22 protein-coding genes and 1 pseudogene are annotated in these 25,631 nt (G+C 71.3%); 15 read left to right on the plus strand and 8 right to left on the minus strand.

Annotated features, from left to right (window positions below; genetic code table 11):
• Window positions 1-40: 40 nt before the first annotated feature.
• The 3 genes from BLV96_RS42895 (at window position 41) to BLV96_RS42905 (ending at window position 1,500) form a co-directional block, all read left to right on the plus strand.
• On the plus strand, window positions 41-520 hold the full coding sequence (locus BLV96_RS42895; protein WP_086678390.1) for an Lrp/AsnC family transcriptional regulator: 480 nt from the start codon (window positions 41-43) through the stop codon (window positions 518-520).
• A 115-nt stretch (window positions 521-635) separates the two neighbouring features.
• Complete coding sequence (locus BLV96_RS42900) at window positions 636-893, plus strand: hypothetical protein (protein WP_208608483.1); 258 nt, start codon at window positions 636-638, stop codon at window positions 891-893.
• Window positions 894-933: 40 nt separating this feature from the next.
• Window positions 934-1,500, plus strand: coding sequence for a GNAT family N-acetyltransferase (locus BLV96_RS42905; protein ID WP_086678362.1), 567 nt, complete (start codon window positions 934-936; stop codon window positions 1,498-1,500).
• Window positions 1,501-1,546: 46 nt separating this feature from the next.
• On the opposite strand, the gene BLV96_RS42910 is transcribed toward BLV96_RS42905, so the two are convergent.
• Window positions 1,547-4,255 carry a GH92 family glycosyl hydrolase gene (locus tag BLV96_RS42910; protein ID WP_086678361.1) on the minus strand — a complete coding sequence of 903 codons (2,709 nt, stop codon included), beginning with the start codon at window positions 4,253-4,255 and terminating at the stop codon, window positions 1,547-1,549.
• 228 nt (window positions 4,256-4,483) lie between these two features.
• Window positions 4,484-5,115, minus strand: a pseudogene (locus tag BLV96_RS42915) (YigZ family protein).
• A gap of 533 nt (window positions 5,116-5,648) precedes the next feature.
• Between BLV96_RS42915 and gltB the strand changes: the two are divergent.
• The gene (gene gltB, locus BLV96_RS42920) at window positions 5,649-10,220 is read left to right on the plus strand and encodes a glutamate synthase large subunit (protein WP_086678360.1); all 4,572 of its coding nucleotides are present in this window, start codon (window positions 5,649-5,651) and stop codon (window positions 10,218-10,220) included.
• Window positions 10,213-11,664, plus strand: a complete 1,452-nt coding sequence (locus BLV96_RS42925) for a glutamate synthase subunit beta (RefSeq protein WP_086678359.1) — start codon at window positions 10,213-10,215, stop codon at window positions 11,662-11,664. Before gltB ends, BLV96_RS42925 begins: the two co-directional genes overlap by 8 nt.
• A gap of 58 nt (window positions 11,665-11,722) precedes the next feature.
• Here the strand turns inward: BLV96_RS42925 and BLV96_RS42930 are convergent, their stop codons facing one another.
• Window positions 11,723-12,595 carry an SDR family oxidoreductase gene (locus BLV96_RS42930; protein ID WP_086678358.1) on the minus strand — a complete coding sequence of 291 codons (873 nt, stop codon included), beginning with the start codon at window positions 12,593-12,595 and terminating at the stop codon, window positions 11,723-11,725.
• Between the two features lie 82 nt (window positions 12,596-12,677).
• On the opposite strand from BLV96_RS42930, the gene BLV96_RS42935 reads away from it, so the two are divergent.
• Window positions 12,678-13,250: a TetR/AcrR family transcriptional regulator gene (locus BLV96_RS42935; RefSeq protein ID WP_086678357.1), complete on the plus strand. Its 573-nt coding sequence runs from the start codon at window positions 12,678-12,680 to the stop codon at window positions 13,248-13,250.
• A gap of 7 nt (window positions 13,251-13,257) precedes the next feature.
• On the opposite strand, the gene BLV96_RS42940 is transcribed toward BLV96_RS42935, so the two are convergent.
• Window positions 13,258-14,244 carry an ArsR/SmtB family transcription factor gene (locus BLV96_RS42940; RefSeq protein WP_086678356.1) on the minus strand — a complete coding sequence of 329 codons (987 nt, stop codon included), beginning with the start codon at window positions 14,242-14,244 and terminating at the stop codon, window positions 13,258-13,260.
• A gap of 258 nt (window positions 14,245-14,502) precedes the next feature.
• Here BLV96_RS42940 and BLV96_RS42945 point away from each other — a divergent pair, with 258 nt between their 5' ends.
• Complete coding sequence (locus BLV96_RS42945) at window positions 14,503-15,135, plus strand: RICIN domain-containing protein (RefSeq protein ID WP_086678355.1); 633 nt, start codon at window positions 14,503-14,505, stop codon at window positions 15,133-15,135.
• Window positions 15,136-15,355: 220 nt separating this feature from the next.
• Window positions 15,356-16,753, plus strand: a complete 1,398-nt coding sequence (locus BLV96_RS42950) for a Dyp-type peroxidase (protein WP_091390317.1) — start codon at window positions 15,356-15,358, stop codon at window positions 16,751-16,753.
• A 262-nt stretch (window positions 16,754-17,015) separates the two neighbouring features.
• Here BLV96_RS42950 and BLV96_RS42955 read toward each other — a convergent pair whose 3' ends face one another.
• Window positions 17,016-17,912, minus strand: a complete 897-nt coding sequence (locus tag BLV96_RS42955) for an ROK family protein (RefSeq protein ID WP_086678923.1) — start codon at window positions 17,910-17,912, stop codon at window positions 17,016-17,018.
• A gap of 196 nt (window positions 17,913-18,108) precedes the next feature.
• On the opposite strand from BLV96_RS42955, the gene BLV96_RS42960 reads away from it, so the two are divergent.
• The 3 genes from BLV96_RS42960 to BLV96_RS42970 all read left to right on the plus strand — a co-directional run bounded on the left by BLV96_RS42960 (window position 18,109) and on the right by BLV96_RS42970 (window position 19,635).
• Window positions 18,109-18,306, plus strand: a complete 198-nt coding sequence (locus BLV96_RS42960) for a CbtB domain-containing protein (protein WP_086678922.1) — start codon at window positions 18,109-18,111, stop codon at window positions 18,304-18,306.
• A gap of 18 nt (window positions 18,307-18,324) precedes the next feature.
• On the plus strand, window positions 18,325-19,086 hold the full coding sequence (locus BLV96_RS42965) for a CbtA family protein (protein WP_086678921.1): 762 nt from the start codon (window positions 18,325-18,327) through the stop codon (window positions 19,084-19,086).
• A 120-nt stretch (window positions 19,087-19,206) separates the two neighbouring features.
• Window positions 19,207-19,635, plus strand: a complete 429-nt coding sequence (locus BLV96_RS42970; protein ID WP_086678920.1) for a septum formation family protein — start codon at window positions 19,207-19,209, stop codon at window positions 19,633-19,635.
• A gap of 3 nt (window positions 19,636-19,638) precedes the next feature.
• Here BLV96_RS42970 and BLV96_RS42975 read toward each other — a convergent pair whose 3' ends face one another.
• Complete coding sequence (locus tag BLV96_RS42975; RefSeq protein ID WP_086678919.1) at window positions 19,639-21,120, minus strand: cobyric acid synthase; 1,482 nt, start codon at window positions 21,118-21,120, stop codon at window positions 19,639-19,641.
• The gene (locus BLV96_RS42980; RefSeq protein WP_086678918.1) at window positions 21,117-22,091 is read right to left on the minus strand and encodes a cobalamin biosynthesis protein; all 975 of its coding nucleotides are present in this window, start codon (window positions 22,089-22,091) and stop codon (window positions 21,117-21,119) included. The genes BLV96_RS42975 and BLV96_RS42980 overlap by 4 nt, the downstream gene beginning before the upstream one ends.
• 36 nt (window positions 22,092-22,127) lie before the next feature.
• On the opposite strand from BLV96_RS42980, the gene BLV96_RS42985 reads away from it, so the two are divergent.
• Genes BLV96_RS42985 through BLV96_RS43000 form a run of 4 tightly spaced genes read left to right on the plus strand, consistent with a single transcriptional unit; the run spans window position 22,128 to window position 25,249 of the window.
• The gene (locus BLV96_RS42985) at window positions 22,128-22,766 is read left to right on the plus strand and encodes a bifunctional adenosylcobinamide kinase/adenosylcobinamide-phosphate guanylyltransferase (RefSeq protein ID WP_091390320.1); all 639 of its coding nucleotides are present in this window, start codon (window positions 22,128-22,130) and stop codon (window positions 22,764-22,766) included.
• 13 nt (window positions 22,767-22,779) lie between these two features.
• Window positions 22,780-23,793 (plus strand): nicotinate-nucleotide--dimethylbenzimidazole phosphoribosyltransferase, encoded by a 1,014-nt coding sequence (cobT, locus tag BLV96_RS42990; protein WP_086676512.1) that lies wholly within the window; start codon window positions 22,780-22,782, stop codon window positions 23,791-23,793.
• A 23-nt stretch (window positions 23,794-23,816) separates the two neighbouring features.
• A complete protein-coding gene (locus tag BLV96_RS42995) occupies window positions 23,817-24,530 on the plus strand; it encodes an adenosylcobinamide-GDP ribazoletransferase (RefSeq protein ID WP_086676518.1) in 714 nt (237 codons plus the stop codon).
• Window positions 24,531-24,562: 32 nt separating this feature from the next.
• Entirely contained in the window at window positions 24,563-25,249 is a 687-nt protein-coding gene (locus BLV96_RS43000) for a helix-turn-helix transcriptional regulator (protein WP_244180912.1), read from the plus strand.
• Here the strand turns inward: BLV96_RS43000 and BLV96_RS43005 are convergent.
• A complete protein-coding gene (locus BLV96_RS43005; RefSeq protein ID WP_086676510.1) occupies window positions 25,233-25,589 on the minus strand; it encodes a VOC family protein in 357 nt (118 codons plus the stop codon). The genes BLV96_RS43000 and BLV96_RS43005 overlap by 17 nt on opposite strands.
• Window positions 25,590-25,631: the final 42 nt, after the last annotated feature.

Below are 25,631 nucleotides of genomic sequence, written 5' to 3' on the forward strand. Positions count from 1 at the left end.
TCGTCGAACGAAATTCGGCGGCGATACGGAGGACGCGGTGCTGGACGAACTTGATTCGGCGATCGTGCGGCACCTGCAGGAGGACGCGCGGCAGACCAACCGCGACATCGCCCGGAAGGTCGGCATCGCGCCCTCGACGTGCCTCGAACGCATCCGGCTGCTGCGCGAACGCGGCGTGATCCGCGGCTACCACGCCGACATCGACCTGCCGAGCCTCAACCGCGGCGTCCGGGCGCTCATCGCGGCGCAGGTGCGGCCGTTGAGCCGGGCGGTCATCGACTCCTTCCAGCGCTCGATCGCCGAACTGCCGGAGGTGCTCTCGGTGTACGTGACCGCGGGGAGTGACGATTTCCTGATCGAGGTCACGACGCCGGACATCGACGCGCTCCACGCGTTCCTCGCCGACCGGCTGGCGTTGCGCCGGGAGATCGTCGGCTTCCGCACGTCGATCGTTTTCCGGCACCTGCGCAAGACGACGATTGAACCTCTCGACGCAGGGTATCCGGGAGTCACCCGATAAGACGCGACACGCCACCCTTAAGTGTTTCCCCTAAATACCCCAGTTCGCACCCTCGAAGGCGGAAAATGTCGGTGGTGAGTGGTCTGATGAGACGCGACGGGAAGGAGGCTCCGCCATGACAACGGCACTGAACCACCGTGAGCGGGCCACGTTGAGAGCCGTGGCCGGGGGCCACGCCGAGATCAGCTGCAGCTGCGAGCCCGACTTGTTCATCGACGGCCTGAGCTGCTGCGACCAGTCGACCGTGCACCGCCTCGCGCGGCTCGGCCTGATCGCCCCGGCCAGCCCGGGCAAGTGCGGCGAGCGCGTCGCCGCCGTGCTCACCGAGGCCGGCTCGCTGGCGCTGGGCGAGGTCTTCGCCGCCGCCGCGTAAACGCGTTGCCACGCACTGGGGTCACTGACAACATCACCGGATGCACGTATTCCTCGAAACCGAGCGGCTGATCTTCCGCCGGTTCACCGAGAACGACGCCGACGCACTCTTCGAGCTCTACGACGACCCGGCCGTGATGAAGTACCTCAATGGGGGTCAGCCGGCGGACCGCACGGAGATCGTCACGCTGGATCTCCCCGCGTTCCTCGGTTACTACGAGCGTTTCCCCGGTTACGGGTTCTGGGCGGCGATCGAGAAGAGCACCGGCGATTTCCTGGGGTGGTTCCATTTCCGCCCGCGCCCGCAAGATCCTTCCGACGAGCCGGAGCTGGGGTACCGGCTGCACCGGAAGGCGTGGGGCAAGGGCTACGGGACCGAAGGCTCGGCGGCCCTGCTCGAGAAGGGCTTCACCGAACTGGGGGTCACCCGCGTGACGGCGTTCACCATGACGGTGAACAAGCGGTCGCGCCGGGTGATGGAGAAACTGGGGATGCGCTTCGTCCGCACGTACTTCGAGGAGTTCCCGGAGCACGAGCGCGCGCCGGGCAGCGAGCACGGCGAAGTCGAGTACGCCATCACCCGCGACGAGTGGCCGGCCCGGTCGTGAGTGGTGATTCGGGTTCCAACCCGAATCACCACTCACGACCGGTGGGTCAGCGGTAGACCTCGAACTCGTAGATCCGCGCCGCGCCGTCACCGTTGTTGGTCGGCGTGGTGAGGTTGAGCTTCACGTACCGGGCCGACCGCGTCGCGATCGGGCTGTACGTGCGGCTGGCCCGCGAACCGCTCACGGACGCGACCGTCGTCCAGTTGCTGCCGTCGGTCGACGTCTGGATCGTGAACGCGCCGGTGTTCCAGCCGGTCGTCTCCCCGCCGAGGCCGGCGTGCTTGACCACGAACGACGACACGTTCTGCGCCGACCCCAGGTCGACCTGGAGGAACCTGGTCGCCGCGGTGCTGCAGAACTTGCTGTTGTTCGCCAGGCTGCCGTCGACTGCCTTGGCGGGCGTCTCGGCCGAGTTGCACGTGGCCGAGCCCGTGGCCGCCTTGCCCTGGGCCAGGTTCGTGCCCAGCTCCGGTGCGGCCGGCGGCGGCGTGAACCCGTCGTTGTACGACGGCGGCACGTCCGCGGTGCTCGTGCCCCAGGCGCTCGGCGACGAGCCCATCGTGTAGTTCAGCGTCGACGCGCCCGCGATGTCGCCGTAGCGGATCCACGACCTGGTCGTCGCGGTCCCGTTGACGCTCAGGCTCTGCACGTACTGCGAGCCCTGGCCCGCGCCGGAGCCGGTGATCGTGATCGTCCCGCTCGGCCGGACGATCGAGGCCGACGGGAACAGCGGGCCGTGCAGGGCCAGGACGTCCGCGCCCGGCGTCGCCGGGTACATCCCCAGCGCGGCGAAGACGTACCACGCCGACGTCGCGCCGAGGTCGTCGTTGCCCGGCAGGCCGCCCGGGCCGGTGGTGAACGACTCGTTCATCACGCGCCGCACCGCGGAGCTCGCGCCCTGCGGGTGGGCGGCGTAGTTGTACGCCCACGGCACGCCGTGCTCGGGCTCGTTGCCGATGTAGAAGTACGGCTGGGTCAGGCCGCCGTTGAGCTGGGTGAAGTGGTGGTCCAGCCGCTGGACGGCGGTCTGGCGGCCGCCCATCAGGTTGATCAGGCCCTGGTAGTTGTAGGGCACCATCCACGTGTACTGCGACGGGTTGCCCTCGGTGTAGCCGCTGTTGCTCGACGGCACGACCGGCCACGCCCAGTTGCCGTCGCTGCCGCGCGGCTGGATGTAGCCCGAGTCGGGGCCGAACACGTTCTGCCACCACTGGGCGCGCTGCATGTAGGTGTTGTACTTCGTCGTGTCGCCGACGGCTTTCGCGAACTGCGCCACGGCGAAGTCCGACGCCGAGTACTCGAGCGAGTCGGACGGGTCTTCGGTGATGTAGTGCCGGCTGACGTACCCGGACTGCCGGCCGCGGATCGCCTGGCCCTGCGCGGTACCGCCGTTGGAACTCTTGTCCATCAACGTCAACGCCGCCGCGGTGTCGAAGCCGCGGACGCCGAAGGCGTACAGGCTGCCGACGATGATCGGCCCGGGGTCACCGGTCATCACGAAGTGCTCGTTGCTGTTGTGCGACCACTTGGGCAGCAGGCCGCCCTGCTGGCCGTCGAGCACCATCGACTTCGCGATGTCGCTCGCCTCATTGGGCGCCACCAGCCCGATGAGCGCGGCCCACGACCGGTAGATGTCCCAGCCGGAGTAGTTCTGGTAGACGGTGTGCGACGCGGTGTGGACCGCCTGGTCGAACCCGCGGTACTGGCCGTTGGTGTCGCTGGCGATGTTCGGGTTCTGGAAGACGTGGTACAGCGCGGTGTAGAACTTCTGCAGGTCCGCGGTCGCGCCCCCGGTCACCTGGACGCGGTTGAGGATCGTGTTCCAGCTCGTGTCGGCCGCCGAGCGGATCCCGGCGAAGTCGAAGCCGGGGTTTTCGGCGGCGAGGTTCGCCTGCGCGTTGGCCAGGCTGACGAACGAGATGCCGACCTTCGCCTGCACGGTCGTGTTGCTCGAGGTGTCGAACGTGACGTAGCCGCCGGAGTTCGTGCCGCTGGTGCTCGCGGAACCGGCGTTCACGGTGCCGCCGAGCCACGTGCCGAATCCGCTGGGGGCGCGGTCGAACTGGATCACGTAGAAGATCTGGTAGGTCTTCGACGAACCGCAGAAACCGCCACCGGTCACCGAACCGGTGAGCTGGCTGCCGTTGATGGCGATCGACCCGTTGCGGTTTCCGGTGGCACTGCGGCTGGTGTTGACGAGCAGCCGCGCGGACGTCGTGTTCGGGTACGTCAGCTTCATCGAGCCCGACCGCTTGGTCGCGGAAAGTTCGACGGTCGTGTTGTAGTTGTCGAGCTTGTTCTTGTAGTAGCCGGGCGCGGCCGACTCGTTCGCTTTGGTGTAGCGGCCCGCGTACCCGGTCCAGCCGGTGCCCGGCGAAGTCCCGATCGCGCCGGTGATCGGCAGCAGGCCGAGGTCTTCGTTGTTGGCGCAGCCGGCGCCGTTGAAGTGGGTGAGGCTGAACTCTTCGATGCTCGTGTCGCCGTAGCGGTACCCGGACGGCGACGCGGTCGGGGTGTCCGGGCTGAACTGCACCATGCCGAACGGCACGACGGCACCGGGGTACGTGCTGCCGCCCGCCCCGCCGGGAACGGGGTTCGGGGAGTTGCTGTTGTCGGTGCCGATGAAGGGATTCACGTACTGCGTAAGGGCTAGCGTGTCGGCGGTGGCGGACGGCGCGACGAGCCCCGCGCCGCCGGCGACGACAGCGGCCGCGAGCACGGCCGCGCGCAGCCGTCCGGCGAATGGTCCGGGCATGAACCTTTCCTCTCCTTGCCGCACGCGCTTTCCGCTGGGCGACAACGTTGTCGGGCGAGCGAAGCAGGTGGTGACAACGTTGTCAGCTTTGTGCAGGCGAAGCTGGCAACGTTCTGGTGATCGAGGTGGTGCCGGAACTGGAGTGGCACGACATGGTGCCACGGCGGGACCCTGGGACGGAAGCGCCGAAAGTCCGTTGCGCGCCAAGCGGTTTCGCGACCGGACCAGTCAGCCGCGGTGGACCACCCAGCGGTCGCCGAGTTCGGTCGTCGCCGCCTCGCCGTTCGTCAGGTCCGCCAGCCATCCTTCGAAAGCCGGACCCTCCCCCGGCGCCAGCCCGATCTCGAACCGGGCCAGGTCGCCGAAGCGGGTCGCGTGCACCAAGTACGGCGACGCGCGCAAGTCATTCTCCAGCCGGCCCGCGCGGTCGTAACCCACCGCGACTTCCACGAGCCTGAGACGTCGGTGTTCTAGTACACCAACAACTTCCAGTGCGTCCGAAACGGACTGACCGTACGCGCGGATCAACCCGCCCGCCCCGAGCAGGACTCCGCCGAAGTACCGCGTCACCACCGCGACCGTGTCCGTGACCGCCCGCCGCCGGAGCACCTCCAGCATCGGCGTGCCCGCGGTGCCGGCCGGCTCACCGTCGTCACTGGACCGCTGGGTTCGCCCGTCAGCGCCCAAAACGAACGCGTGGCAGTGGTGCCGCGCCCCGGTTCGGCCCGGCGGCGGGCCGCGATGAACTCGCGCGCGGCCTCTTCCGACGTCACCGGGGCGAGCGCGCAGAGGAACCGGGAACGCTTGATCTCGAGCTCGTGGCCGCCGGAACGTGCCACGGAGAGATAACGATCAGTCATCGGACGAGCCCGCCATGCAGCCAGTTTCCCATCCCGGCGCGGCACCGCACCACGTGCCCCAGACCACTTGGGACAGACGTTTCCGCAGGTCAGAGGCGGTACTGACCGAACTTCGGGAGGAACAGCCCGGCATATGGGACTACCCTGGGGTCCGTCAACGCAACCGTGGCATTTCCCACCCGGGCGCAACGACGTATGTCGATAACAGCGAATTCACACTATCGTCATAAGACCCGGCGAACCCGGGAGTAACACCGCGCGCTCCGGCTGGCCCCCACCACAGTGGCCGGTCTGTGCGCGCACGCAGCACCCGACATGTTCGGCTGCCCAGTGTTGTGCGGCCTCCCAGATGACCCGCGTCCGGTTTCCGAGCATCGGCGCTCGGCCGGTCCCACGCGGCATCTTGCACCTCGACAACAGCAACTGTTCTCGACTGACCATCGCGGTACCGGACCACTTCGTTAACCGGTTCAGCTCGAACCACTCGATGAGGTGAGTACCGGTCGCGCCAACGCCTTGGGAGGCGGCCAGCCGTGACCCACCGTGCCCGTTCCCTGCCCCCCGCAGGGCAGCAGCTCAGCAACGCCGAGGCCGAGGGCCTCTACCGGAGCGACTACGAACACGACGCCTGCGGTGTCGCCTTCGTCGCCGACCTGACCGGCCGACGGGATCATTCGATCGTCGCCAAGGCCCTGGTCGCGTTGCGCAACCTGGAACATCGCGGAGCGCGGGGTGCCGAACCCGACACCGGCGACGGCGCCGGTCTGCTGATCCAGATCCCGGACGAGTTCTACCGCGACGTCGTGGACTTCGAGCTCCCCGAGCCCGGCACCTACGCCGTCGGCACGGCTTTCCTGCCGCAGGACGAAAAGCGCCGCGGCCGGGCCATGACGACCATCGAGCGCATCGCCGCCGAGGAGGACATGCGCGTCCTCGGCTGGCGCGAGCTGCCGGTGCACACCGAGCACTGCGGGCCGACCGCGGCCGAGACCATGCCGCACTTCACGCAGCTGTTCCTCACCGCGCGCCGCCCGAAGCCGGAGCACTCGGACCCGCTGCACATCGAGCGCAGCGCGTTCTGCGTCCGCAAGCGCGCCGAGCACGAGCTCGTCGACGACGACGTCTACTTCCCGTCGCTGTCCTCGCGCACGATCGTCTACAAAGGAATGCTCACCGAGCCGCAGGTCGAGCGCTTCTTCGCCGACCTCACCGACGAGCGCGTCACCAGCGCCATCGGCCTGGTGCACTCCCGCTTCTCCACCAACACCTTCCCGTCGTGGCCGCTGGCGCACCCGTACCGGTACGTCGCGCACAACGGCGAGATCAACACCCTGCGCGGCAACCGCAACTGGATGGACGCCCGCGAAGCGCTGCTCGAGACCGACCTGGTCCCGGGCGACCTCAAGCGGATCTACCCGGTGATCACACGCGGCGCCAGCGACTCGGCGTCGTTCGACGAGGTGCTGGAGCTGCTGCACCTCGGCGGCCGCTCGCTGCCCCACGCCGTGCTGATGATGATCCCGGAAGCCTGGGAGAACCACCAGGAGATGGACCCGGCGCGACGCGCCTTCTACGAGTTCCACTCGACTTTGATGGAGCCGTGGGACGGCCCGGCGCTGGTCGCCTTCACCGACGGCAGCCAGATCGGCGCGGTGCTCGACCGCAACGGCCTGCGCCCCGGCCGCTACTGGGTGACCGACGACGGCCTCGTCGTGCTCGCCTCCGAAGTCGGCGTGCTCGACATCGACCCGGCGACGATCGTCCGGAAGGGGCGCCTCGAACCCGGCCGGATGTTCCTCGTGGACACCGTCGAAGGCCGGATCATCGAGGACGAAGAGGTCAAGACCGAACTGGCCACCGCCCACCCGTACGACGAGTGGGTCGAGGCCGGGCTGCTGCACCTGGAGGACCTGCCGGAGCGCGACCGCGAGGTCCCGCTGCACGCCGCGCTCGTCCGCCGCCAGCAGGCGTTCGGCTACACCGAGGAAGAGCTCGAAGCCATCCTCGAGCCGATGGCCCGCACCGGCGCGGAGCCGATCGGCTCGATGGGCAACGACTCGCCGATCGCGACGCTGTCCAGCCGGCCGCGGCTGATCTTCGACTACTTCATCCAGCTCTTCGCCCAGGTGACGAACCCGCCGCTGGACGCCATCCGCGAGGAGCTCGTCACCGCGCTCGGCACGCAGATCGGCGCCGAGCCGAACCTCCTGGACGGCGACGCCGCGAGCTGCCGGCGGATCGTGCTGCCGTTCCCGGTGCTCGACAACGACCAGCTCGCCAAGCTGGTGCACGTCAACGACGACGGCGACCTGCCGGAGTTCCAGGCCGTCACGGTGCTCGGCCGCTACAACGTCCACGGCGGCGGCGAAGCGCTGCTCAAGCGTCTCGACGAGATCCGCGCCGAGGTGTCGGAGGCGATCGAGGACGGCGCGCGGCTGATCGTGCTGTCCGACCGCGGGGTCGACGAAGACCACGCGCCGATCCCGTCGCTGCTGCTGACCGGCGCGGTGCACCACCACCTCGTCCGCGAGAAGACGCGCACGCAGGTCGGCCTCATCGTCGAGGCCGGCGACGCCCGCGAGGTGCACCACATCGCGCTGCTCATCGGTTACGGCGTCGCCGCGGTGAACCCGTACCTGGCGATGGCGACCGTCGAGGAGATGGCCCACCAGGGCCTGATCCCGGGTGTCACGCCGAAGGAAGCGACGTACAACCTGATCAAGGCGCTCGGCAAGGGCGTCCGCAAGACGATGTCCAAGATGGGTGTCTCGACCGTCGCGTCCTACACCGGCGCGCAGATCTTCGAGGCCGTCGGCCTCGGCGAAGAGGTCATCGACACCTGCTTCGCCGGCACGACGTCCCGCCTCGGCGGCATCGGCTTCGAGACCCTCGCCGACGAGGTCGCGAAGCGGCACAAGTACGCGTTCCCGGCCGACGGCGTCCGGGCGTCGCACCGCGAACTGGAGACCGGCGCGGACTACCAGTGGCGCCGCGAAGGCGAACCGCACCTGTTCAACCCGCAGACCGTGTTCAAGCTCCAGCACTCCACGCGGTCCGGGAAGTACGAGATCTTCAAGGAGTACACGAAGTCCGTCGACGACCAGGCCGAGAAGCTGCTGACGCTGCGCGGGCTGTTCGACTTCAAGTACGGCAAGCGCGCGCCGGTGCCGATCGAAGAGGTCGAGCCGGTCTCGGAGATCGTCAAGCGGTTCGCCACCGGCGCCATCTCCTACGGCTCGATCTCGATGGAGATGCACCAGACCCTCGCCATCGCGATGAACCGCCTCGGCGGCAAGTCGAACACCGGTGAGGGCGGCGAAGACGCGGAGCGCCTGTACGACCCGGAGCGCCGCTCCGCGGTGAAGCAGGTCGCGTCCGGCCGCTTCGGCGTCACGAGCGAATACCTCGTCAACGCCGACGACATCCAGATCAAGATGGCGCAGGGCGCGAAGCCCGGCGAGGGCGGTCAGCTGCCCGGCGCGAAGGTGTACCCGTGGATCGCGAAGACGCGGTTCTCGACGCCGGGCGTCGGCCTCATCTCGCCGCCGCCGCACCACGACATCTACTCGATCGAGGACCTCGCCCAGCTGATCCACGACCTCAAGAACGCCAACCCGAAGGCCCGCATCCACGTGAAGCTGGTCTCCGAGGTCGGCGTCGGCACGGTCGCGGCCGGCGTGTCCAAGGCGCACGCCGACGTCGTGCTCATCTCGGGTCACGACGGCGGGACGGGCGCGTCGCCGCTGTCGTCCATCAAGCACGCCGGTGGCCCGTGGGAGCTCGGCCTGGCCGAGACGCAGCAGACGCTGCTGGCCAACCGCCTGCGCGACCGGATCGTGGTGCAGACCGACGGCCAGCTCAAGACCGGCCGGGACGTCATCGTCGCGGCGCTGCTCGGCGCCGAGGAGTTCGGCTTCGCGACCGCGCCGCTCGTGGTGTCGGGCTGCATCATGATGCGCGTCTGCCACCTCGACACGTGCCCGGTGGGTGTCGCGACGCAGAACCCGAAGCTGCGCGAGAAGTTCAGCGGCAAGGCCGAGTACGTCGTCAACTTCTTCGAGTTCATCGCCCAGGAGGTGCGCGAGTACCTGGCGGAGCTCGGGTTCCGGTCGATCGCCGAGGCGGTCGGGCACGCCGAGTTCCTCGACAAGCGCAAGGCCGTCGAGCACTGGAAGGCGGCCGGACTGGACCTGTCGCCGATCTTCCACGTGCCCGACATGGCCCCGGCGGGCCTGCGCCTGCAGCAGACACTGCAGGACCACGGCCTGGAGAAGGCGCTGGACAACACGCTGATCCAGCTGGCCGAAGGCGCGTTGAACTCCGGGGACAAGGTGCGGCTGGAACTGCCGGTCCGCAACGTGAACCGGACCGTCGGCACCATGCTCGGCTCGGAGCTGACCAAGCGGTGGGGCGGCGAAGGCCTGCCCGACGACACCATCGACGTCACCTTCACCGGGACCGCGGGCCAGTCGTTCGGCGCGTTCGTGCCCAAGGGCATCACGCTGCGGCTCTACGGCGACGGCAACGACTACGTCGGCAAGGGCCTCTCCGGCGGCCGGCTGATCGTGCGGCCGCCGAAGGAGGCGCGGATCGCCGCCGAGGACCACATCATCGCCGGCAACGTCATCGCCTACGGCGCCACCAGCGGTGAGATCTTCATCCGCGGCAAGGTCGGCGAGCGGTTCTGCGTGCGCAACTCCGGCGCGCTGGCCGTTGTCGAAGGTGTCGGGGACCACGCCGGCGAGTACATGACCGGCGGCCGGATGGTCGTGCTGGGCGGGATCGGGCGCAACTTCGCGGCCGGCATGTCCGGCGGCATCGCCTACGTGCTGGACCTGCCCGCGCACCGCGTCAACCCGGAGATGGTCGACCTCGACCCGCTCGACTCCGAAGACGCGGACTTCCTGCGCGAGACCCTGGAAAAGCACTACGACGAAACGGAATCCGCCGTCGCGCGGGAACTGCTGGCCGACTGGGACGCGGGCGTCGACCGCTTCGGGAAGGTCATGCCGAAGGACTACAAGCGCGTGCTCGCCGCCCAGGTGCAGGCCGAGCGCGACGGGCGCGACGTGAACGAGGCGATCATGGAGGCCGCACATGGCTGACCCCAAGGGCTTTCTGACCACCACCCGCGAAGAGCCGAAGCGCCGCCCGGTCGACCTGCGGCTGATGGACTGGCGAGAGGTCTACGAAGACTTCGCCACGACGAAGCTGCAGAAGCAGGCCGGCCGGTGCATGGACTGCGGGATCCCGTTCTGCCACCAGGGCTGCCCGCTCGGGAACCTCATCCCCGAGTGGAACACGCTGACCTGGCGCGAAGACTGGCAGCAGGCCATCGAACGGCTGCACGCGACGAACAACTTCCCGGAGTTCACCGGCACGCTGTGCCCGGCGCCGTGCGAAACCGCGTGCGTGCTCGGCATCAACGACGACCCGGTGACGATCAAGCGCGTCGAGATCTCCATCGTCGACCGCGCCTTCGAAGAAGGCTGGGTGACCCCGCAGATCCCGGCGGTGCGCACCGGCAAGAAGGTCGCGGTCGTGGGCTCCGGCCCGTCGGGACTCGCCGCGGCGCAGCAGCTCACGCGCGCGGGCCACAGCGTCGTGGTCCTCGAGCGGGCCGACAAGATCGGCGGGCTGCTGCGCTACGGCATCCCCGAGTTCAAGATGGAGAAGTCCCGCCTCGACCGGCGCCTGGCGCAGATGGAGGCCGAGGGCACGGAGTTCCGGACGTCGGTGAACGTCGGCGTGGACATCACGGCTTCGGAGCTTCAGGAGTCGTACGACGCCGTCGTGCTCGCGGGTGGCGCCACCGACTGGCGCGACCTGCCGATCCCGGGCCGCGAGCTGGCCGGCATCCACCAGGCCATGGAGTTCCTGCCGCCGGCCAACCGGGTGGCTTCGGGCGATCTCGACGCGTCTCCCTTCGACGCTTCGGGCCTCGACGTCGTCGTGATCGGCGGCGGTGACACGGGCGCGGACTGCGTCGGGACGTCCCACCGCCAGGGCGCGCGTTCGGTGACGCAGCTGGAGATCATGCCGAAGCCGCCGGAGGCGCGTTCGGACGCGCACCCGTGGCCGACGTACCCGATGATCTACCGCGTGTCCTCGGCGCACGAAGAGGGCGGCGAGCGGCTGTACGCGGTGAACACGCAGGAGTTCCTGGGTGACTCCGACGGCCGGGTTCGCGCTTTGAAGCTGGTCGAGGTGCGCAACGAGGGCGGCAAGTTCGTCCCGGTGCCCGGGTCGGAGAAGGAGCTGCCGGCGCAGCTCGTCCTGCTGGCGATGGGCTTCCTCGGGCCGCAGAAGAAGGGCCTGATCGAGGACCTCGGCGTCGAGCTGGACGCGCGCGGCAACGTCGCCCGCGACAAGGCGTTCAAGACGAGCCTGGACAACGTGTTCGTGGCCGGCGACATGGGCCGCGGCCAGTCCCTGATCGTGTGGGCGATCGCGGAGGGCCGCAGCGCCGCGGCCGGCGTGGACGCCTACTTGACCGGGCGGGACGTCCTGCCCGCCCCGATCGCGCCGACAGACCGGCCGATCGCGTAGAACCCGGCGCCGGCGGGGGTGTCACTGTCGCCACCTCCGCCGGCGCTGTACCACTTCCTCAGCCGTAGTAACCCTTTTCGAGATCGTCGAGCAAGCCCGGGTGGGTGGGCTGCCAGCCGAGCAGCGCCTGCGTCTGCGCGCTGGACGCGGGCTGGTCGATCGCCAGGATCGGGCCGAGGAACCCGAGTTCGCCGGCCTCGACGGACGTGACCGGCAGGCCGAGCCGGCGTCCGGCCGCTTCGGCGACCTCCCGGATCGCCACGCCTTCGTCGCCCACCGCGTGCAGCACCGAGCCCGCCGGCGCCTGCTCCAGCGCGAGGCGGAACAGGTGCGCGGCGTCGGCGACGTGCACCGCGGGCCAGCGCTGCGAGCCGTCGCCGACGTACGCGGCGATGCCCTTCTCGCGACCGAGGCCGATCAGCCGCGCGATGAGCCCGTGGGCGTCCCCTTCGCCGTGCACCGACCGCGGCAGCCGCACGACGGACGCGCGCACACCGCGTTCCGCCGTCTTCAGCACCGACCGGGCGACGTCCGCGCGGCCCGCGACCGGCCCGAAGGCGGGCGGGTCGTCGTGCTCGGTGACGGTCTTGCCGGGCACCACCGGCGTTCCCGAGGCGGCGACGAAGACCTTGCCGTCGAGGACCTCGCCCAGCGCTTCGACGAGGGCGGCGTCGACGCGGATCGACTCTTCGATCCGGCTGAAGTCGTGGCCGAAGGCGAGGTGCACGACGCCGTCCGCGTCGGCGGCGGCCTTCCGGAGGGTGTCGAGGTCGTCCAGATCCCCGCGGACCACGTCGGCGCCCGTTTTCGCGACGGCCTCCGCCGAGGCGTCCGAACGGGCCAGGCCGGCGACCTGGTGGCCGGCTTCGAGGAGTTCGGGGACGAGGGCCCGGCCGATCCAGCCGGACGCCCCGGTCACGAAGACACGCATGAGAACCTCCCTGTGATGACACCTGGTGCCATCAACCGTAGCACGTGTGACGACACCGGGTGTCATCGCTTAGGCTGGGGTCATGAGCCGCTGGGAGCCGAACGCACGCGAGCGGCTGGTGCGCGCCGCGGTGGAGTCGTTCCTGGAGCGCGGCTACGACGCCGTCACGGTCGCGGAGATCACCGAGCGCGCGGGGCTGACGAAGAGGACGTTCTTCCGGCACTTCGGGGACAAGCGCGAGGTGCTGTTCGCGGGCCAGGACATCCTCAGTGGCCTCCTCGCCGACGCGATCACCGCGGCGCCCGCGTCCGCCACCCCGATCGAGGCGATCTCGGCGGCCCTGGCGGCTGTCGAGACGGTGTTCGACGCGGACTGGCGGGAGTGGGCGGCGAAGGTCCAGCAGGTGGTCACGGGCCAGCCGGACCTCCGCGAGCGCGAGCTGCTGAAGCGCGCGAAGCTCAGGGGTGCGATGGCTGCCGCGTTGCGGGAGCGCGGAGTCGCGGACCCGGCGGCGAGCTTGGCGGCGGAGATCGGCGGCTTGGCGTTCACGACGGCCTTCGCACGGTGGGTGGAACCGGCGAACTCGCGGGGTTTCGGTGAGTTGGCCCGGGAAGCGTTGGCCGAACTCGTGAAAGCCGCCGGCGCCTTGAGCTGACCGCGCGTCAAGTGTCCAGGAGAGCGCTTCCCAGCGGCGTCAGCGAGTGCAGCACGGTGTTCCGCTCCCGGTGCGTGGTGATCAGCCCGGCGCGCCGCAGCACCGTCGTGTGCTTGCTGACCGCCGACGGCGTCACGCCGAGCCGTGCCGCCAGCTCGGACGTCGAGCAGCCCACCGCCAGCACCGCCAACGCCGCCGCGCGGGTCGGGCCCAGCAGGTCCGCCAGCGCCTTGCCCGACGCCCGGTGCGCGCCGCGGCCGAAGCCCGCCGGCGGCGCGGCCTGGCGGACGCACGGGTAGTGCAGCCGCGGCGTGCCGCCCGGGGCCGCCGGGACCAGGCCCGGGCACACCGAGAAGTACGTCGGCACGAGCAGCAGGCCCGCGCCCTCCGACGGGACCGTGCCCGGGATCCGGTCGTCGGTCTCCAGCACCGGCGCGTCCCAGCGGACCAGCGGGCGGAGGCCGGTCAGCAGCGCGTCGACGCCGCCGTGGAGCAGCAGCTGCGTGCGCATCCCGAGGTCGGCGTCCACCTGGCCGGACACGGTTTCCCAGCCGGGCGCGATCGCGACTTCGTGGTAGTCGCGCATGGCCTGGACCAGTCGCGGCAGGCCCGCGGTGTCGCCGTCGGCGAACGCGGCGGCCCACGACGGCAGGTCGCGGGCGGCCGGCGCGGTGCGCAACGCCGTCTTCAGGCTCAGCGGGTCGGTCTTCAGCACCGCCGCGAGCCCGGACTCCAGCTCGTAGCGCCCCGCCGCGGGCAGCAGGAACCCCGGCAGCGGCGCGCCGGGACGGCAGAGCCACATCAGCACGCCGGCCGAGTCGGGCAGGCTCTGCCACACGCGGTACCGCCACCGCGTGAACGCCGCCGACGCCGCCGTGCGGCCGCCGTCGCGGCGTTGCAGGATCTGCAGGCTCGCGGCGAGTTCCCCCATCGGGTCGGCCGCGGCCGCGAGCCCGACGCGGACGAGGTCGGGCAAGGTCAGTTCGATCCGCACGCCGCTCCCCCCGGGTCTGCCCGTCTATCGGCGCCGGTTCCGTTCTGTTACACGTCTGACGTGCGTTTTGGCCCCTCGTGGAAATGACCTCGACGGCGACGGGGCCGCCCTGAATGATGGTCCGAGAGACCGCTTTCGGGGGTTTGACGGTCTCGACGAGGGGGATTTCGCCGGCACGTCCACGCGCCGGGTCCACGCGGGCCCGGGAGTGGCTGGCGCCCTTTCGTCACCACGGGTGAACCGACGAAAAGGGGAAGCATGACGAAGATGAAGCGGCTGATGGTGACGGTCGCCGCGGCGGCGGGCCTGTTCGGCCTGGTCGCCGTTCCGCAGGCCGGCGCGGCGCCCGCCGACGGCAAGGGGACCGCGGTCTCGACGCTGGCGGGCGGGATCAAGCTGCGGCCGGCGAAGGTGGGTGCCGCGCACCGGTCCACCCCCGGGGTCGCGGGCGCGCAGGTCGCCCAGGCCGACGCCTACCTGATCGAGTCCGCCGCCTTCGGGCGCTGCTGGGACGCGGACCTCGGCACGATCGGCGCCAACGGCACGAAGATGCAGCTGTGGGACTGCAACGAGTACGCCGCGAACCAGGCGTTCTACGTCACCAGCATCCCGGAGGGCTACCTGCGCTTCCAGAACGTGCAGAGCGGCCGGTACCTCGACGCCGACCTCGGCACGGCGGGCGCCAACGGCACCAAGGTCCAGCTGTGGGACTACCGCGCCGGCGCCAAGAACCAGTGGTGGGCCGACACCGTGAACCCGGAGGGCTTCCTGCGCCTGCAGAGCCCGCAGAACAACCGGTACCTGACCGGCGAGGGCTCGGTCGGCTCCAACGGCACGCGCCTGCAGCTGTGGGACTACATCGCGGGCGGCAAGACGCAGTGGTGGTACTGATCCAGTAGCCGAACCGAAACGCGGGTCCCGGATCTCCGGGGCCCGCGTTTTTCGTTGCGAGCGAACAGATTCCGCGTTCAACTTAATCTTTCGTGTGAATGCCGTGGTTTCGGTGGCACGCGACCGGACGGCGAGGGCAGCCTGGTCTCAGGGGGCACGCACCGGCGAGGGGGAGCTTCGGCCGGGCGTGCGCCCGTTCCACACGGGAGGGGAGCCCGAAATGAGTGTCGACCTGTCCACCACGTTGTCCTGGACCACGGCGACCGGGGACGCCGAGGCGATGCTCGGCGAACTGCAGCCGAACATCCTGAAGGCCCACGTCCGCGACCACCTTTCCGCGCTGCTGCTGGGTTTCGGCGACGCGGCGGAGGCGCGGGCGTTCCTGGTGTCGCTCACCGGGAAGATGAAGTCCGCCAAGGCCCACCTCGAGGAGGTGGGCGCGTTCAAGGAGTCCGGCGCGGCGGGCACACCGTATGTCGGAGCCGGGCTCACCGCGGCGGGTTATGGCGTACTCGGCGTCTCGGAATTCCCGGCGGACGAGGCGTTCCGGCGCGGAATGGCGGCCCCGGACACGCGGCGGCGGCTGAACGACCCGCCGCGCTCGACGTTCGATCCGGGCTACCACGGTGAAATCCACGCGGTGGTGCTGATCGGCGCCGCGACGGACAAGGCGATGACCGCCCGGCGCAACGAAATCCTCGGCCTGCTGCCGGATTCGGTGACGGTGCTGGCGGAGGAGACGGGCCTGGGCCGCGTCAACGCGCGCGGCGAGGGCATCGAGCACTTCGGGTACGTGGACGGTCGCAGCCAGCCGCTGTTCCTGACGGAGGACGTCGACGCGGAGAAGAACAGCACGGACGGCATCAACGTGTGGAACCCGGCGGCGCCGCTGTCCCAGGTGCTGGTGCCGGACACCGCGGCGCCGGACCCGTCCGTGCACTTCGGCAGTTATTTCGTGTTCCGCAAGCTGGAGCAGAACGTCCGGCGGTTCAAGCAGGCGGAGTCGGACCTGGCGGACCAGCTCGGCTTGACGGGCGAAGACCGCGAACGCGCGGGCGCGATGCTGATCGGCCGCTTCGAGGACGGAACCCCGCTGACCACCCAGCGCGAGGACGGAGCGGAAAGCCCGGTATCGAACAACTTCACGTACGACAGCGACCGTGCGGCGCTGAAGTGCCCGTTCCAGGCCCACATCCGCAAGACGAACCCCCGAGGTTCGGGAGGCGCGGAGGACCCCGCCGGCGAGCGCCTGCATTTGATGGCGCGCCGGGGTGTCACGTATGGGGAGCGGTCGGACGACCCGAACGCGGACGTATCCCCTTCGGCGCGGCCGAGTGGTGACGTCGGGCTGTTGTTCATGGCGTTCAATTCGGTGCTGGGGAACCAGTTCGAGTTCACGCAGGCGATTTGGGCGGACAACCCGGGGTTCCCGATCGTGGAGGGTGTGACACCGGGGTTGGATCCCGTGATCGGGCAGGGTGAGCGGGGGTCGTCGGAGTACACCGTGGAGTGGGGTGGGTCGGGTCAGCGGACCGCGGAGGCGGTGCCGCAGGCGGTGACCTTGCGGGGTGGGGAGTACTTCTTCATGCCGTCGCTGGCTTTCCTGCGGGGGCTTTGAGAGGTCGGCTGCCGGGGCGATCCCGGGGGCCAGGGTGGGGCCGGTCCGGGGGGGGCGGGGCGGTCCGGGGGGCGGTCCGGGGGGGGCGGGGCGGTCCGGGGCGGCCGGGGTGGGGGCGGAAGGGTTGGCAGGCACCTGCCAACCTCTCCCGGCCGCCCGTTCTCCACTCGGTGGCTTGCCCCGCCGATCCGGCACGCGCGCGGCCAACAAGCCGACCACCGCCTGCCGGTGTGCTCCCCCGGCAGTGCGCGGTTGCCGCCTCTCAGCCCTTCAGCAAGTCCAGCGCCAGCAGTCCCGCGCCCAGGCGGCCTGCCTCGTCTCCTAGCTTGGCAATCCGCAACTCCGGCATTCGCTGGAACGTCAAGTGCGCCGCCAGCCACTCGCGGACCGGCTCCAGCACGTAGTCCGCCGCCGTGAACAACCCGCCGCCCAGCACGATCACCTCCGGGCCCAGCAACGTCAGCAGCGTCCGGATTCCGTGCCCCAGGCCGTCCAACGCGTCCTGGACCACCGCCACCGCCACCTCGTCGCCGTGGCGGGCCAGGTCCACCACCTCGCGGGCTCCGTCCGCCGCCCGGCCCGTCCTCTCCGTGTACCTGCGGGCGATCGCCGCCGCCGACGAAATTGCCTCCAAGCAGCCCGTTGCGCCGCAGCCGCACTTGCCCGGGTGGCCCACGTCGATGTGGCCCACCTCGCCCGCCTGGCCGTGCGCTCGGTGGATGCGGCCGTCGAGCAGCAGCGCCGCCGCGATGCCCGTGCCGACCGGGATGAACGCCGCGTTCGTCGCTCCCCGGCCCGCTCCCACGCGGAACTCGGCGATGCCGCCCGCCGTCACGTCGTGGCCGAACGCCACCGGGAGCCCCAGGCGTCCCTCCAGCAACTCGCCGAACGGGACCTCGCGCCAGTCCAGGTTGGCCGAAAAGTGGCAGACGCGGGTCTCCTCGTCGACGATTCCGGGCACGACCACGCCCACCGCCGACGGCCGCCCGGTGCCCGCCTGCTCCGCCAGCGCCGTCACGATCTCGGCGACCTGCGCCGCCAACGCCGTGCCGTCCGCGCTGCGTGCCGTCTCCGCTCGCAGCGTCGCCTTGGGCTGGAGCTGCTCGTCGAGCAACGCCGCCTTGATCGTCGTCCCGCCCACATCGAGGGCCGCCACCATTCGAGTCACCGCGGCATTGTCACATTGACGCCGCCCGAACGGCGGACCTACGCTCAACCGGCCAGACGAGGAGATTCCGGAACGCGGTGCAAGTCCGCGCGGTCGCGCCACTGTGACCCCCGCCAGGGGGAAGCCAGACCCGGATCCCTTCGTGCAGTCCCCGATGAGGCCGCGAAAGCCCGAGGAGGCCACGCTCATGTCCCACACGGCAGCTCCCGCCGTCCCGCTCCCGATCCTTGAGATCGTGCCGTGGGCGGTGTTCGTGGTGCTCCTCGCCCTGATCGCGCTGTACTTCGTGAGCGCCGAGCAAGGCGCCACCGCGGTCTTCGCGAACATGTACGTCCACGAGTTCGTGCACGACGGCCGGCACCTGCTGGCCTTCCCCTGCCACTGATCGGCGGCACGACCTCCCATGATGAAAACCCTGCTGGTCCGCGGCATGCTCGCGGGCCTGATCGCCGGCGTGCTCGCGTTCGGGTTCGCCTACGCCTTCGGTGAGCCGTCGGTCAACACCGCCATCGGCCTCGAAGACTCCGGCGGCGGCCACTCCCATTCGCACGACGCCGGCGCCGCGCCGGCTCCGGCCGAAGAGCACGAGGAAGAGCTCGTCCCGCGGGACATCCAGAGCACCGTCGGGCTGCTGACCGGCGTGCTGGTCTACGGCGTCGCGATCGGCGGCCTGCTTTCGCTGGCCTTCGCGTTCGCCCAGGGCCGCCTCGGCAACCTCCGCCCCCGCGTGACGGCCCTTCTCCTCACCGGCGGCGCGTTCGCCGTGGTGTTCCTGGCGCCCTTCCTGAAGTACCCGGCCAACCCGCCCGCGGTCGGCCAGCCCGGCACGATCGGCTCGCGCACCGAGCTGTACTTCGGGTTCGTCGCGGTGTCGCTGCTGGCAGGCATCCTCGCGACGGTCTTCGGCCGCAAGCTCGCAGACCGCTTCGGAGCCTGGAACGGCTTCCTCCTGGCCGCGGCGGGCTACCTCGTCGTGATCGCCGTGGTGGCCTGGCTGATGCCGGTGGTCGACGAGGTCCCGGCGGACTTCCCGGCCTCGACGCTGTGGAGCTTCCGCACGGCTTCGATCGGCACGCAGGTGACGCTCTGGCTGGCGCTCGGCCTGGCGTTCGGCTTCTTCGCGGAGAAGGCGCTGACCAAGAAGACCGCTGTCGCCGCTTCGTGATCTCGGGCTCCGGAGTTTCCCTGGCTGGGTCCGCGGGCCCGTCGACTCCACGGAGACCGACGGGTTCGCGGTCGCGTCCGTGCTCTGCGGTGCGGTCGGGCCGGTCCCGTTGAGCGCGCGTTGTTCCGGATCAACCGCTCCGGCCGGTCCGGCCGCGGCCTGGCGCTCACGCCGCAGCGGGCCAAGCACGCGGCGGCGGCCCCGGACTACATCGCCACCATGGCGATCGGCGACTGCCTCGACTCCGACGCGGACAGCGCGCAGGTGACCCGGGTCGCCTGCGACCTGTCGCACGACGAGCAGATCGCCGAGCGAGTCGACATCGGCGACGGGTACGAGACCTACCCCGGGCTCGCCGCGCTGCAGGAGCTGGCGGACCCGGTTTGCCGGATCGCGGCGGCCGCGTCTTTCACCGGGGGCACCATGCCGCCTGGCTTCGAGTTCGCCGCGCACGTCCCGACCGAGTCGTCCTGGAACTCCGGGGCGCGGGAGGCTGTCTGCACCGTGCGACAGGTCAGCGGGAAGCTCACCGGGCCCGTCCGGCCCTGATTGTCAGGGTGCGCCGGGCGGGACGAACGGCAGGTCCTTCGGCGCGCCCTGCTCCAGCAGTGTGCTCAGCGCCGCCGTGTCCAGGTGCTCGTCGATCGCGTCCGCCAGTTTGTCCAGCATCTCCTCCCTCAGCATGCCGAAGCCGGGGGCGTCCCGTGCCAGGGTCCACTCGATCCCGGCCTGGGCCGCCGCTTCCGTGAGCCACGCCCGGCGGAACTCGTCGTTCTCGAACGCTCCGTGCCACATCGTGCCCCAGACCGCGCCGTGGCGTACCCCGTCCAAAAAGGACTCCAGAGGCGCCGCGACCGTCACCGAGCCGTGGTGGATCTCGTACGCCTCGACGGGGGCACCCCGCCACGCTCCCGCCGGGCGGGCGAGCACCTTCTCTTCGGCGAACGTCACCCGGGCCGGGAGCAGGCCGAGGCCGGGCACCCCGCCCGCGCCGGACTCGACTTCGTCCACTATGGACTCGGCGAGCATCTGGTAGCCGCCGCAGATGCCGAGCACCGGGCGGCCGGCGGCGGCGCGGGCCGCGACGGCCGTGTCGAGGCCGCGGTCGCGCAGCCAGGCGAGATCGGTGACCGTGGCGCGCGAGCCGGGCAGCACGACGACGTCGGCGTCCGCGACGACGTCCGGGTCGGCGGTGAGCGTGACTGTCACGCCGGGTTCGGCGGCGAGCGCGTCGACGTCCGTGGCGTTGGACGCTCGCGGGAACCGCACGACGGCCACCCGCAGGCCGCGGCCGTGGGCCTCGCGGCGCCAGCCCGCGGCGGCGAGGGCGTCCTCGGAGTCGATCCAGACGCGGTCGAGCCACGGAAGCACGCCCAGCACCGGCCGTCCGGTCACCTTTTCGAGGCTGTCGAGGCCGGGCCGCAGCAGGCCGACGTCGCCACGGAACTTGTTGACCACCCACCCGGCGACGAGCGCCTGGTCTTCGGCCGACAGCAGGGCGAGGGTGCCGAACATGGCCGCGAGGACGCCACCGCGGTCGATGTCGCCGACGACCAGCACCGGCAGCCCGAACCGCCGCGCGAGCCCCAGGTTGACGTAGTCCCCGCCGCGCAGGTTGATCTCGGCGGGACTCCCGGCCCCTTCGCAGACGACGACGTCGTAGCGGGCGCTGAGGTCCTCGAAGGCGCCGAAGGCGATCTCGGCCAGCCCGGCGCGCCCGGTGGCGTACTCGCCGGCTTCGAGGGTGCCGAAGGGCTTCCCGAGCGCGACGACGTGACTGCGCCGGTCACTGCCGGGCTTGAGCAGGACGGGGTTCATCGCCGCTTCGGGTTCGACGCGCGCGGCGCGCGCCTGCAGCCACTGGGCACGCCCGATCTCGGCCCCGTCGGCGCAGACCATCGAGTTGTTGGACATGTTCTGGGCTTTGAAGGGCGCGACGCGCACACCGCGGCGGGCCAGCCACCGGCAGACCCCGGCGGTGACGAGGCTCTTGCCGGCGTCGGACGTGGTGCCGGCGACGAGGAGGCCGCTCATCGCGCGGCTCCCGCTGCGGTGGGAACCTTGGTGGCGACTGAAGCCGCCGCCACAGCCGCGACGGCGGCTGAGGCCACCCCGACCCAGCGCGACAGCCGCACCGCCCGGCGCAGGTCCACCGGCTCCGGGTCGCGTCCTTCCCCCAGCCGCGCACGGCTCTCCACTTCGCCGCCGTAGCTGTTCGTGCCGCCCAGCCGGATGTCCAGCGCTCCGGCGAACGCCGCCTCGACCTGGCCCGCGTTCGGGCTCGGGTGGCGGCTGCCGTCGCGACGCCAGATCCGCCACGCCTCGCGCGCGCGGCCACCTGCCAGCGGCGCGCACAGCGCCGTGAGGGCCGCGCCGATCCGGGACGGCACCAGGTTGGCCACGTCGTCGGCCCGGGCGGCGGCCCAGCCGAACCGCCGGTACCGCGGTGACCGGTAGCCGACCATCGCGTCGAGCGTGTTCAGCGCCCGGTACCCGAGCAGTCCCGGCAGCCCGGCGATCGCGCCCCAGAACAGGGGCGCGACCACGGCGTCCGACGTGTTCTCCGCGATCGACTCGGTCGCCGCGCGAGCGAGCTCGGCGGAGTCGAGCGCTGTCGCGTCGCGCGCACAGAGGTGCGAAAGCCGCGCACGCGCCGAAGGCACGTCGCCCGCTTCGAGCAGCCTGGCCATCTCGTCGCCTTCGGCGGCGAGGCCGCGTCCGCCGAGCACAACCCACGTACACACCGCCGTGACGGAGAAGCGCGCGAAGGGGCTTCGCCGCGTCGCCGTCTGGAGCGCGACCCCGAGGCCGACAGCGCCGAAGGAGCACAACCCCGCGTAGACGGCTCCGCACGGCTTCGAGTCCGCCCACAGGAGACGCTCGAGGCGCGCGGCCGCCGACCCGAACAGCGCGACCGGGTGCCCCCGTCGGGGGTCGCCGAACAGGGTGTCGGCGGCGTATCCGGTAACGAGTCCGGCAGCGGTTGTCCCTAGACGGAGTGGCACGTGGCGCACGGTAGCGCGTGCACCACAATGCCGGGTATGACTGCGCCCACCGCCTCCGCGGGGAAGAAGACGTCGGCGAGGCTGACGGCCCGCCTCGCGGGCTACCTCGAGACCCTGGCACGTGCCCTCCGCCGGTACGGCCGCGACGAAGGCAAGGTGCTGGTCCTCGGCGGCGTCCGCTCCGGGAAGTCGCGGCACGCGGAACGGCTCGTCGCCGGCCACTCGCACCTCGTCTACGTCGCGCCCGGCCTCCCGGCCGGCGAAGACGACCCCGAATGGGCCGCGCGGGTGGCCGCGCACCAGGCCCGGCGGCCGTCGCACTGGAAGACCGTCGAGACCACCGACCTCGCCGGCACCCTCCGCAAGGCGACCGAGCCGCTGCTGATCGACTGCCTCGGCACCTGGCTGTCCCGCGTGCTGGACGACGTCGGCGCGTGGAAGCAGAAGCCGGGCTGGGAACACCGGCTGGACGACCGGCTCGAGGACTTCCTCGCCGCGTGGGCCGCGGCGCGGGTGCCGGTGGTCGCGGTCAGCAACGAGGTCGGCAGCGGTGTGGTGCCCGCAACGTCGTCCGGGCGGCTGTTCCGTGATGTGCTGGGCGCACTCAACAACCGGGTGTCCGCCGACGCCGACCGGGTCGTGCTGGTCGTCGCGGGCCGGGCGCTCGACCTGTAGCCAGGAGGCGCCCGTGTTCGACGTACCCGTGCCCGACCCCGCCGCCCGCGCCGCCGCGCAGGAGCGGCTCGACGGCCTGGTCAAGCCGCTCGGCGCGCTCGGCAGGCTGGAGGAGCTCGCCGCCTGGCTGGCGGCGGCGCACGGGAGCGTGCCGCCGCGCCCGCTGGACGACGTCCGGGTGGTCGTCTTCGCCGGCGACCACGGCGTGTCGGCGCTGTCGGCGTACCCGCGCGAAGTGACCGCGGCGATGGTGCGGGTGTTCCTGGCCGGCAAGAGCGGCGTCAACGTGCTGGCCGCGCAGGTCGGCGCGAAGGTGCGGGTGGCCGACCTGGGCGTCGATTGGGACGGCGCGGACGTACCGCCCGAGGTCACGGCGCACAAGATCCGCCGCGGTTCGGGCTCGATCGACGTCGAGGACGCCCTGCTGCCGGGTGAAGCGCGGGCCGCGTTCGAGGCCGGCCGGGCGATCGCCCGCGAGGAAGCGGACGCGGACCTGCTGATCCCGGGCGACATGGGCATCGGCAACACGGCGATGTGCGCGGCCCTGGTGGCGGCCTCGCTGGGGCTGCCGGCCGCCGAGGTGGTCGGCACGGGCACCGGGGTCGACGCGGACGGCCTCGAGCGCAAGACGGCCGCGGTCGCGGCGGCCCTGACGCGGACGGCGGGCCGGACGGACGACCCGTTCGACCGGCTGACGACGCTGGGCAGCGCGTGCGTCGCGGCGACGGCCGGCTTCCTGGTCGAAGCGGCGGTGCGAGGAATCCCGGTGCTGCTGGACGGCGTGTTCTCCGGCGCGGCCGCCCTGGTCGCCCGGGACATCGCGCCCGGCGCCGAGCAGTGGTGGCTGGCCGGGCACCGCTCGACCGAACCTTCGCAGGCGTTCGCGCTCAAGGCGCTGGGCCTGGAGCCGATCCTGGACTTCGGGCTGCGGCTCGGCGAAGGCAGCGGGGCAGTGCAGGCCGTCCCGACCCTTCGCGCCGCGCGTGCGATCTTGGCGGACATGGGCCTGCTGGCCGACTTGACGTGAGCCGCTGGGCCGACTCCGCGCGGATGGCAGCCGGGACGTTGACCACCGTTCCCGTCCCGGCGCCCCGCGTCATCAACCGGCGGGTGGCCGGTGGCGCCATGCTGCTCGCTCCCCTGGCCGCCCTCCCGCTCGCCGTGGCCGCCGGGCTCGTCGTCGCCGCCGGACAAGCTGTTCACCTTCCTTCTCTCGCAACTGCCGCTCTCGCGGTGGGAGCCGTCGCGCACGGCAGCCGGGGGCTGCACCTCGACGGGCTCGCCGACACCGCGGACGGCCTCGGTGCCTCTTACGACCGGGCCAAGGCCCTCGACGTCATGCGCCGCGGCGACTCCGGACCCACCGGGGTCGCGACGCTCGTGTTCGTCCTGCTCGTCCAGGTCGGCGCGCTGACCGCCGCCGGCCCGGTCACCGCGGCCGCCGGGGTCGTCGTCGGCCGGTGCACGCTCTCGCTGGCGTGCGCCCGCGGTGTCCCGTCGGCGCGGCCGGAGGGCCTGGGCGCCACCGTCGCGGGCTCGGTTCCCCGCACCGCGGCGATCGCCGTGGGCCTCGCCGCCGCCGGGCTCGCCACGCTGCTGCCCGGGCTGCCGTGGTGGCGCGGACCTCTTGCCGTCGCCCTGGCCTACGCCGTCACCGGCGCACTCCTGTGGCGGTGCACCAAGCGCCTCGGCGGCGTCACCGGCGACGTTCTCGGCGCCGGTGTCGAAGTCGCCGTCGCGGCCGCCTTGCTCGCGCTCGCCTGAAACTGTCGTACCCCCTTCCTAGAGTGCGACGCGTGAACCGAACCGATCGGCTGTACGCGCTCGTCGAAGAACTTCGTGCTGTCGCCCCTCGCCCGCGCAGCGCGCGCTGGCTCGCGTCCCGGTTCGAGGTGAGCGTCCGCACCGTCGAGCGGGACATCAGCGCGCTGCAGCAATCCGGCGTGCCCGTCTACGCCGAGGCGGGCCGCACCGGCGGGTACTGCCTCGACAAGGCGCACACGATGCCGCCGGTCAACCTGACGCCCGCCGAGGCCGTCGCCATGGCGCTCGCGCTGAGGCACCTCGACGGCACCCCCTTCCGGGCGGAAGGACGCTCGGCGCTGCACAAGCTCGTCTCGGCGATGCGGCGGGAGGACGTCGACGCCGCGCGGGACCTCGCCACCTGTGTCCACCTGCTCGGCGGTGGTCCGATCCCGCCGATGCCGCCCGTGCTCGGCGTCCGCCGCGTCCTGCGCATCCGGTACACCGACCGCCAAGGCACCGCCACCCGGCGGGAAGTCGAGCCCCTCGGCTACGTCGGCAAGCCCGACCACTGGTACCTCATCGCCTGGTGCCGGCTGCGCGAGGAGATCCGCGCCTTCCGCACCGACCGGATCGTCTCCTTCACCGTGCTGGCCGAGGTGCCGCCGCTGCGCCGGCTGCGGCCCGAGGACCTCGACATCCCCTACGGCGACGTCGAGCAGCTCACTTTGGCGGGGTGAACACGGAGAAGTGGTTGCCGGCCGGGTCGAGCACGTGCGCGAACGTCACGCCGACCGGGTTGACGGTCGGTGGCCGTTGCACCCGCCCACCGGCCTTCTCCACCGCGCGGCAGGCGGCGTCGACGTCCTCGACCAGCACGGTGAAGATCGCGTAGTTCTCCTGCCCCGTGGACAGACCGCCACGCGAGCCGCCGGTGTCGATGACGCGGTAAGCGACATCGGTGCTCGCGGTGTCGTCCTGCGCGACCTTCCAGCCGAAGACGTCGCCGTAGAACCGTTCGGCGGTCGCCGGGTCGTCCGTGCCGATCTCGAACCAGGCGACGTCGTTGAATCCGGGCATGTCGTTCCTTCCGCTGCCACGCCGGGCGTTTCCCGGCTCCGC

It is taken from the genome of Amycolatopsis pretoriensis (genome assembly GCF_900107925.1).
Lineage (GTDB): Bacteria > Actinomycetota > Actinomycetes > Mycobacteriales > Pseudonocardiaceae > Amycolatopsis > Amycolatopsis pretoriensis.

Coding starts and splice junctions, on each gene's coding strand:
- BLV96_RS42900 (WP_208608483.1), top strand. CDS start 636: ATGACAACGGCACTGAACCACCGTGAGCGGGCCACGTTGAGAGCCGTG.
- BLV96_RS42905 (WP_086678362.1), top strand. CDS start 934: ATGCACGTATTCCTCGAAACCGAGCGGCTGATCTTCCGCCGGTTCACC.
- BLV96_RS42910 (WP_086678361.1), bottom strand. CDS start 4,255: ATGCCCGGACCATTCGCCGGACGGCTGCGCGCGGCCGTGCTCGCGGCC.
- BLV96_RS42925 (WP_086678359.1), top strand. CDS start 10,213: ATGGCTGACCCCAAGGGCTTTCTGACCACCACCCGCGAAGAGCCGAAG.
- BLV96_RS42930 (WP_086678358.1), bottom strand. CDS start 12,595: ATGCGTGTCTTCGTGACCGGGGCGTCCGGCTGGATCGGCCGGGCCCTC.
- BLV96_RS42935 (WP_086678357.1), top strand. CDS start 12,678: ATGAGCCGCTGGGAGCCGAACGCACGCGAGCGGCTGGTGCGCGCCGCG.
- BLV96_RS42945 (WP_086678355.1), top strand. CDS start 14,503: ATGACGAAGATGAAGCGGCTGATGGTGACGGTCGCCGCGGCGGCGGGC.
- BLV96_RS42950 (WP_091390317.1), top strand. CDS start 15,356: ATGAGTGTCGACCTGTCCACCACGTTGTCCTGGACCACGGCGACCGGG.
- BLV96_RS42955 (WP_086678923.1), bottom strand. CDS start 17,912: ATGGTGGCGGCCCTCGATGTGGGCGGGACGACGATCAAGGCGGCGTTG.
- BLV96_RS42960 (WP_086678922.1), top strand. CDS start 18,109: ATGTCCCACACGGCAGCTCCCGCCGTCCCGCTCCCGATCCTTGAGATC.
- BLV96_RS42965 (WP_086678921.1), top strand. CDS start 18,325: ATGATGAAAACCCTGCTGGTCCGCGGCATGCTCGCGGGCCTGATCGCC.
- BLV96_RS42975 (WP_086678919.1), bottom strand. CDS start 21,120: ATGAGCGGCCTCCTCGTCGCCGGCACCACGTCCGACGCCGGCAAGAGC.
- BLV96_RS42985 (WP_091390320.1), top strand. CDS start 22,128: ATGACTGCGCCCACCGCCTCCGCGGGGAAGAAGACGTCGGCGAGGCTG.
- BLV96_RS42995 (WP_086676518.1), top strand. CDS start 23,817: ATGGCAGCCGGGACGTTGACCACCGTTCCCGTCCCGGCGCCCCGCGTC.
- BLV96_RS43005 (WP_086676510.1), bottom strand. CDS start 25,589: ATGCCCGGATTCAACGACGTCGCCTGGTTCGAGATCGGCACGGACGAC.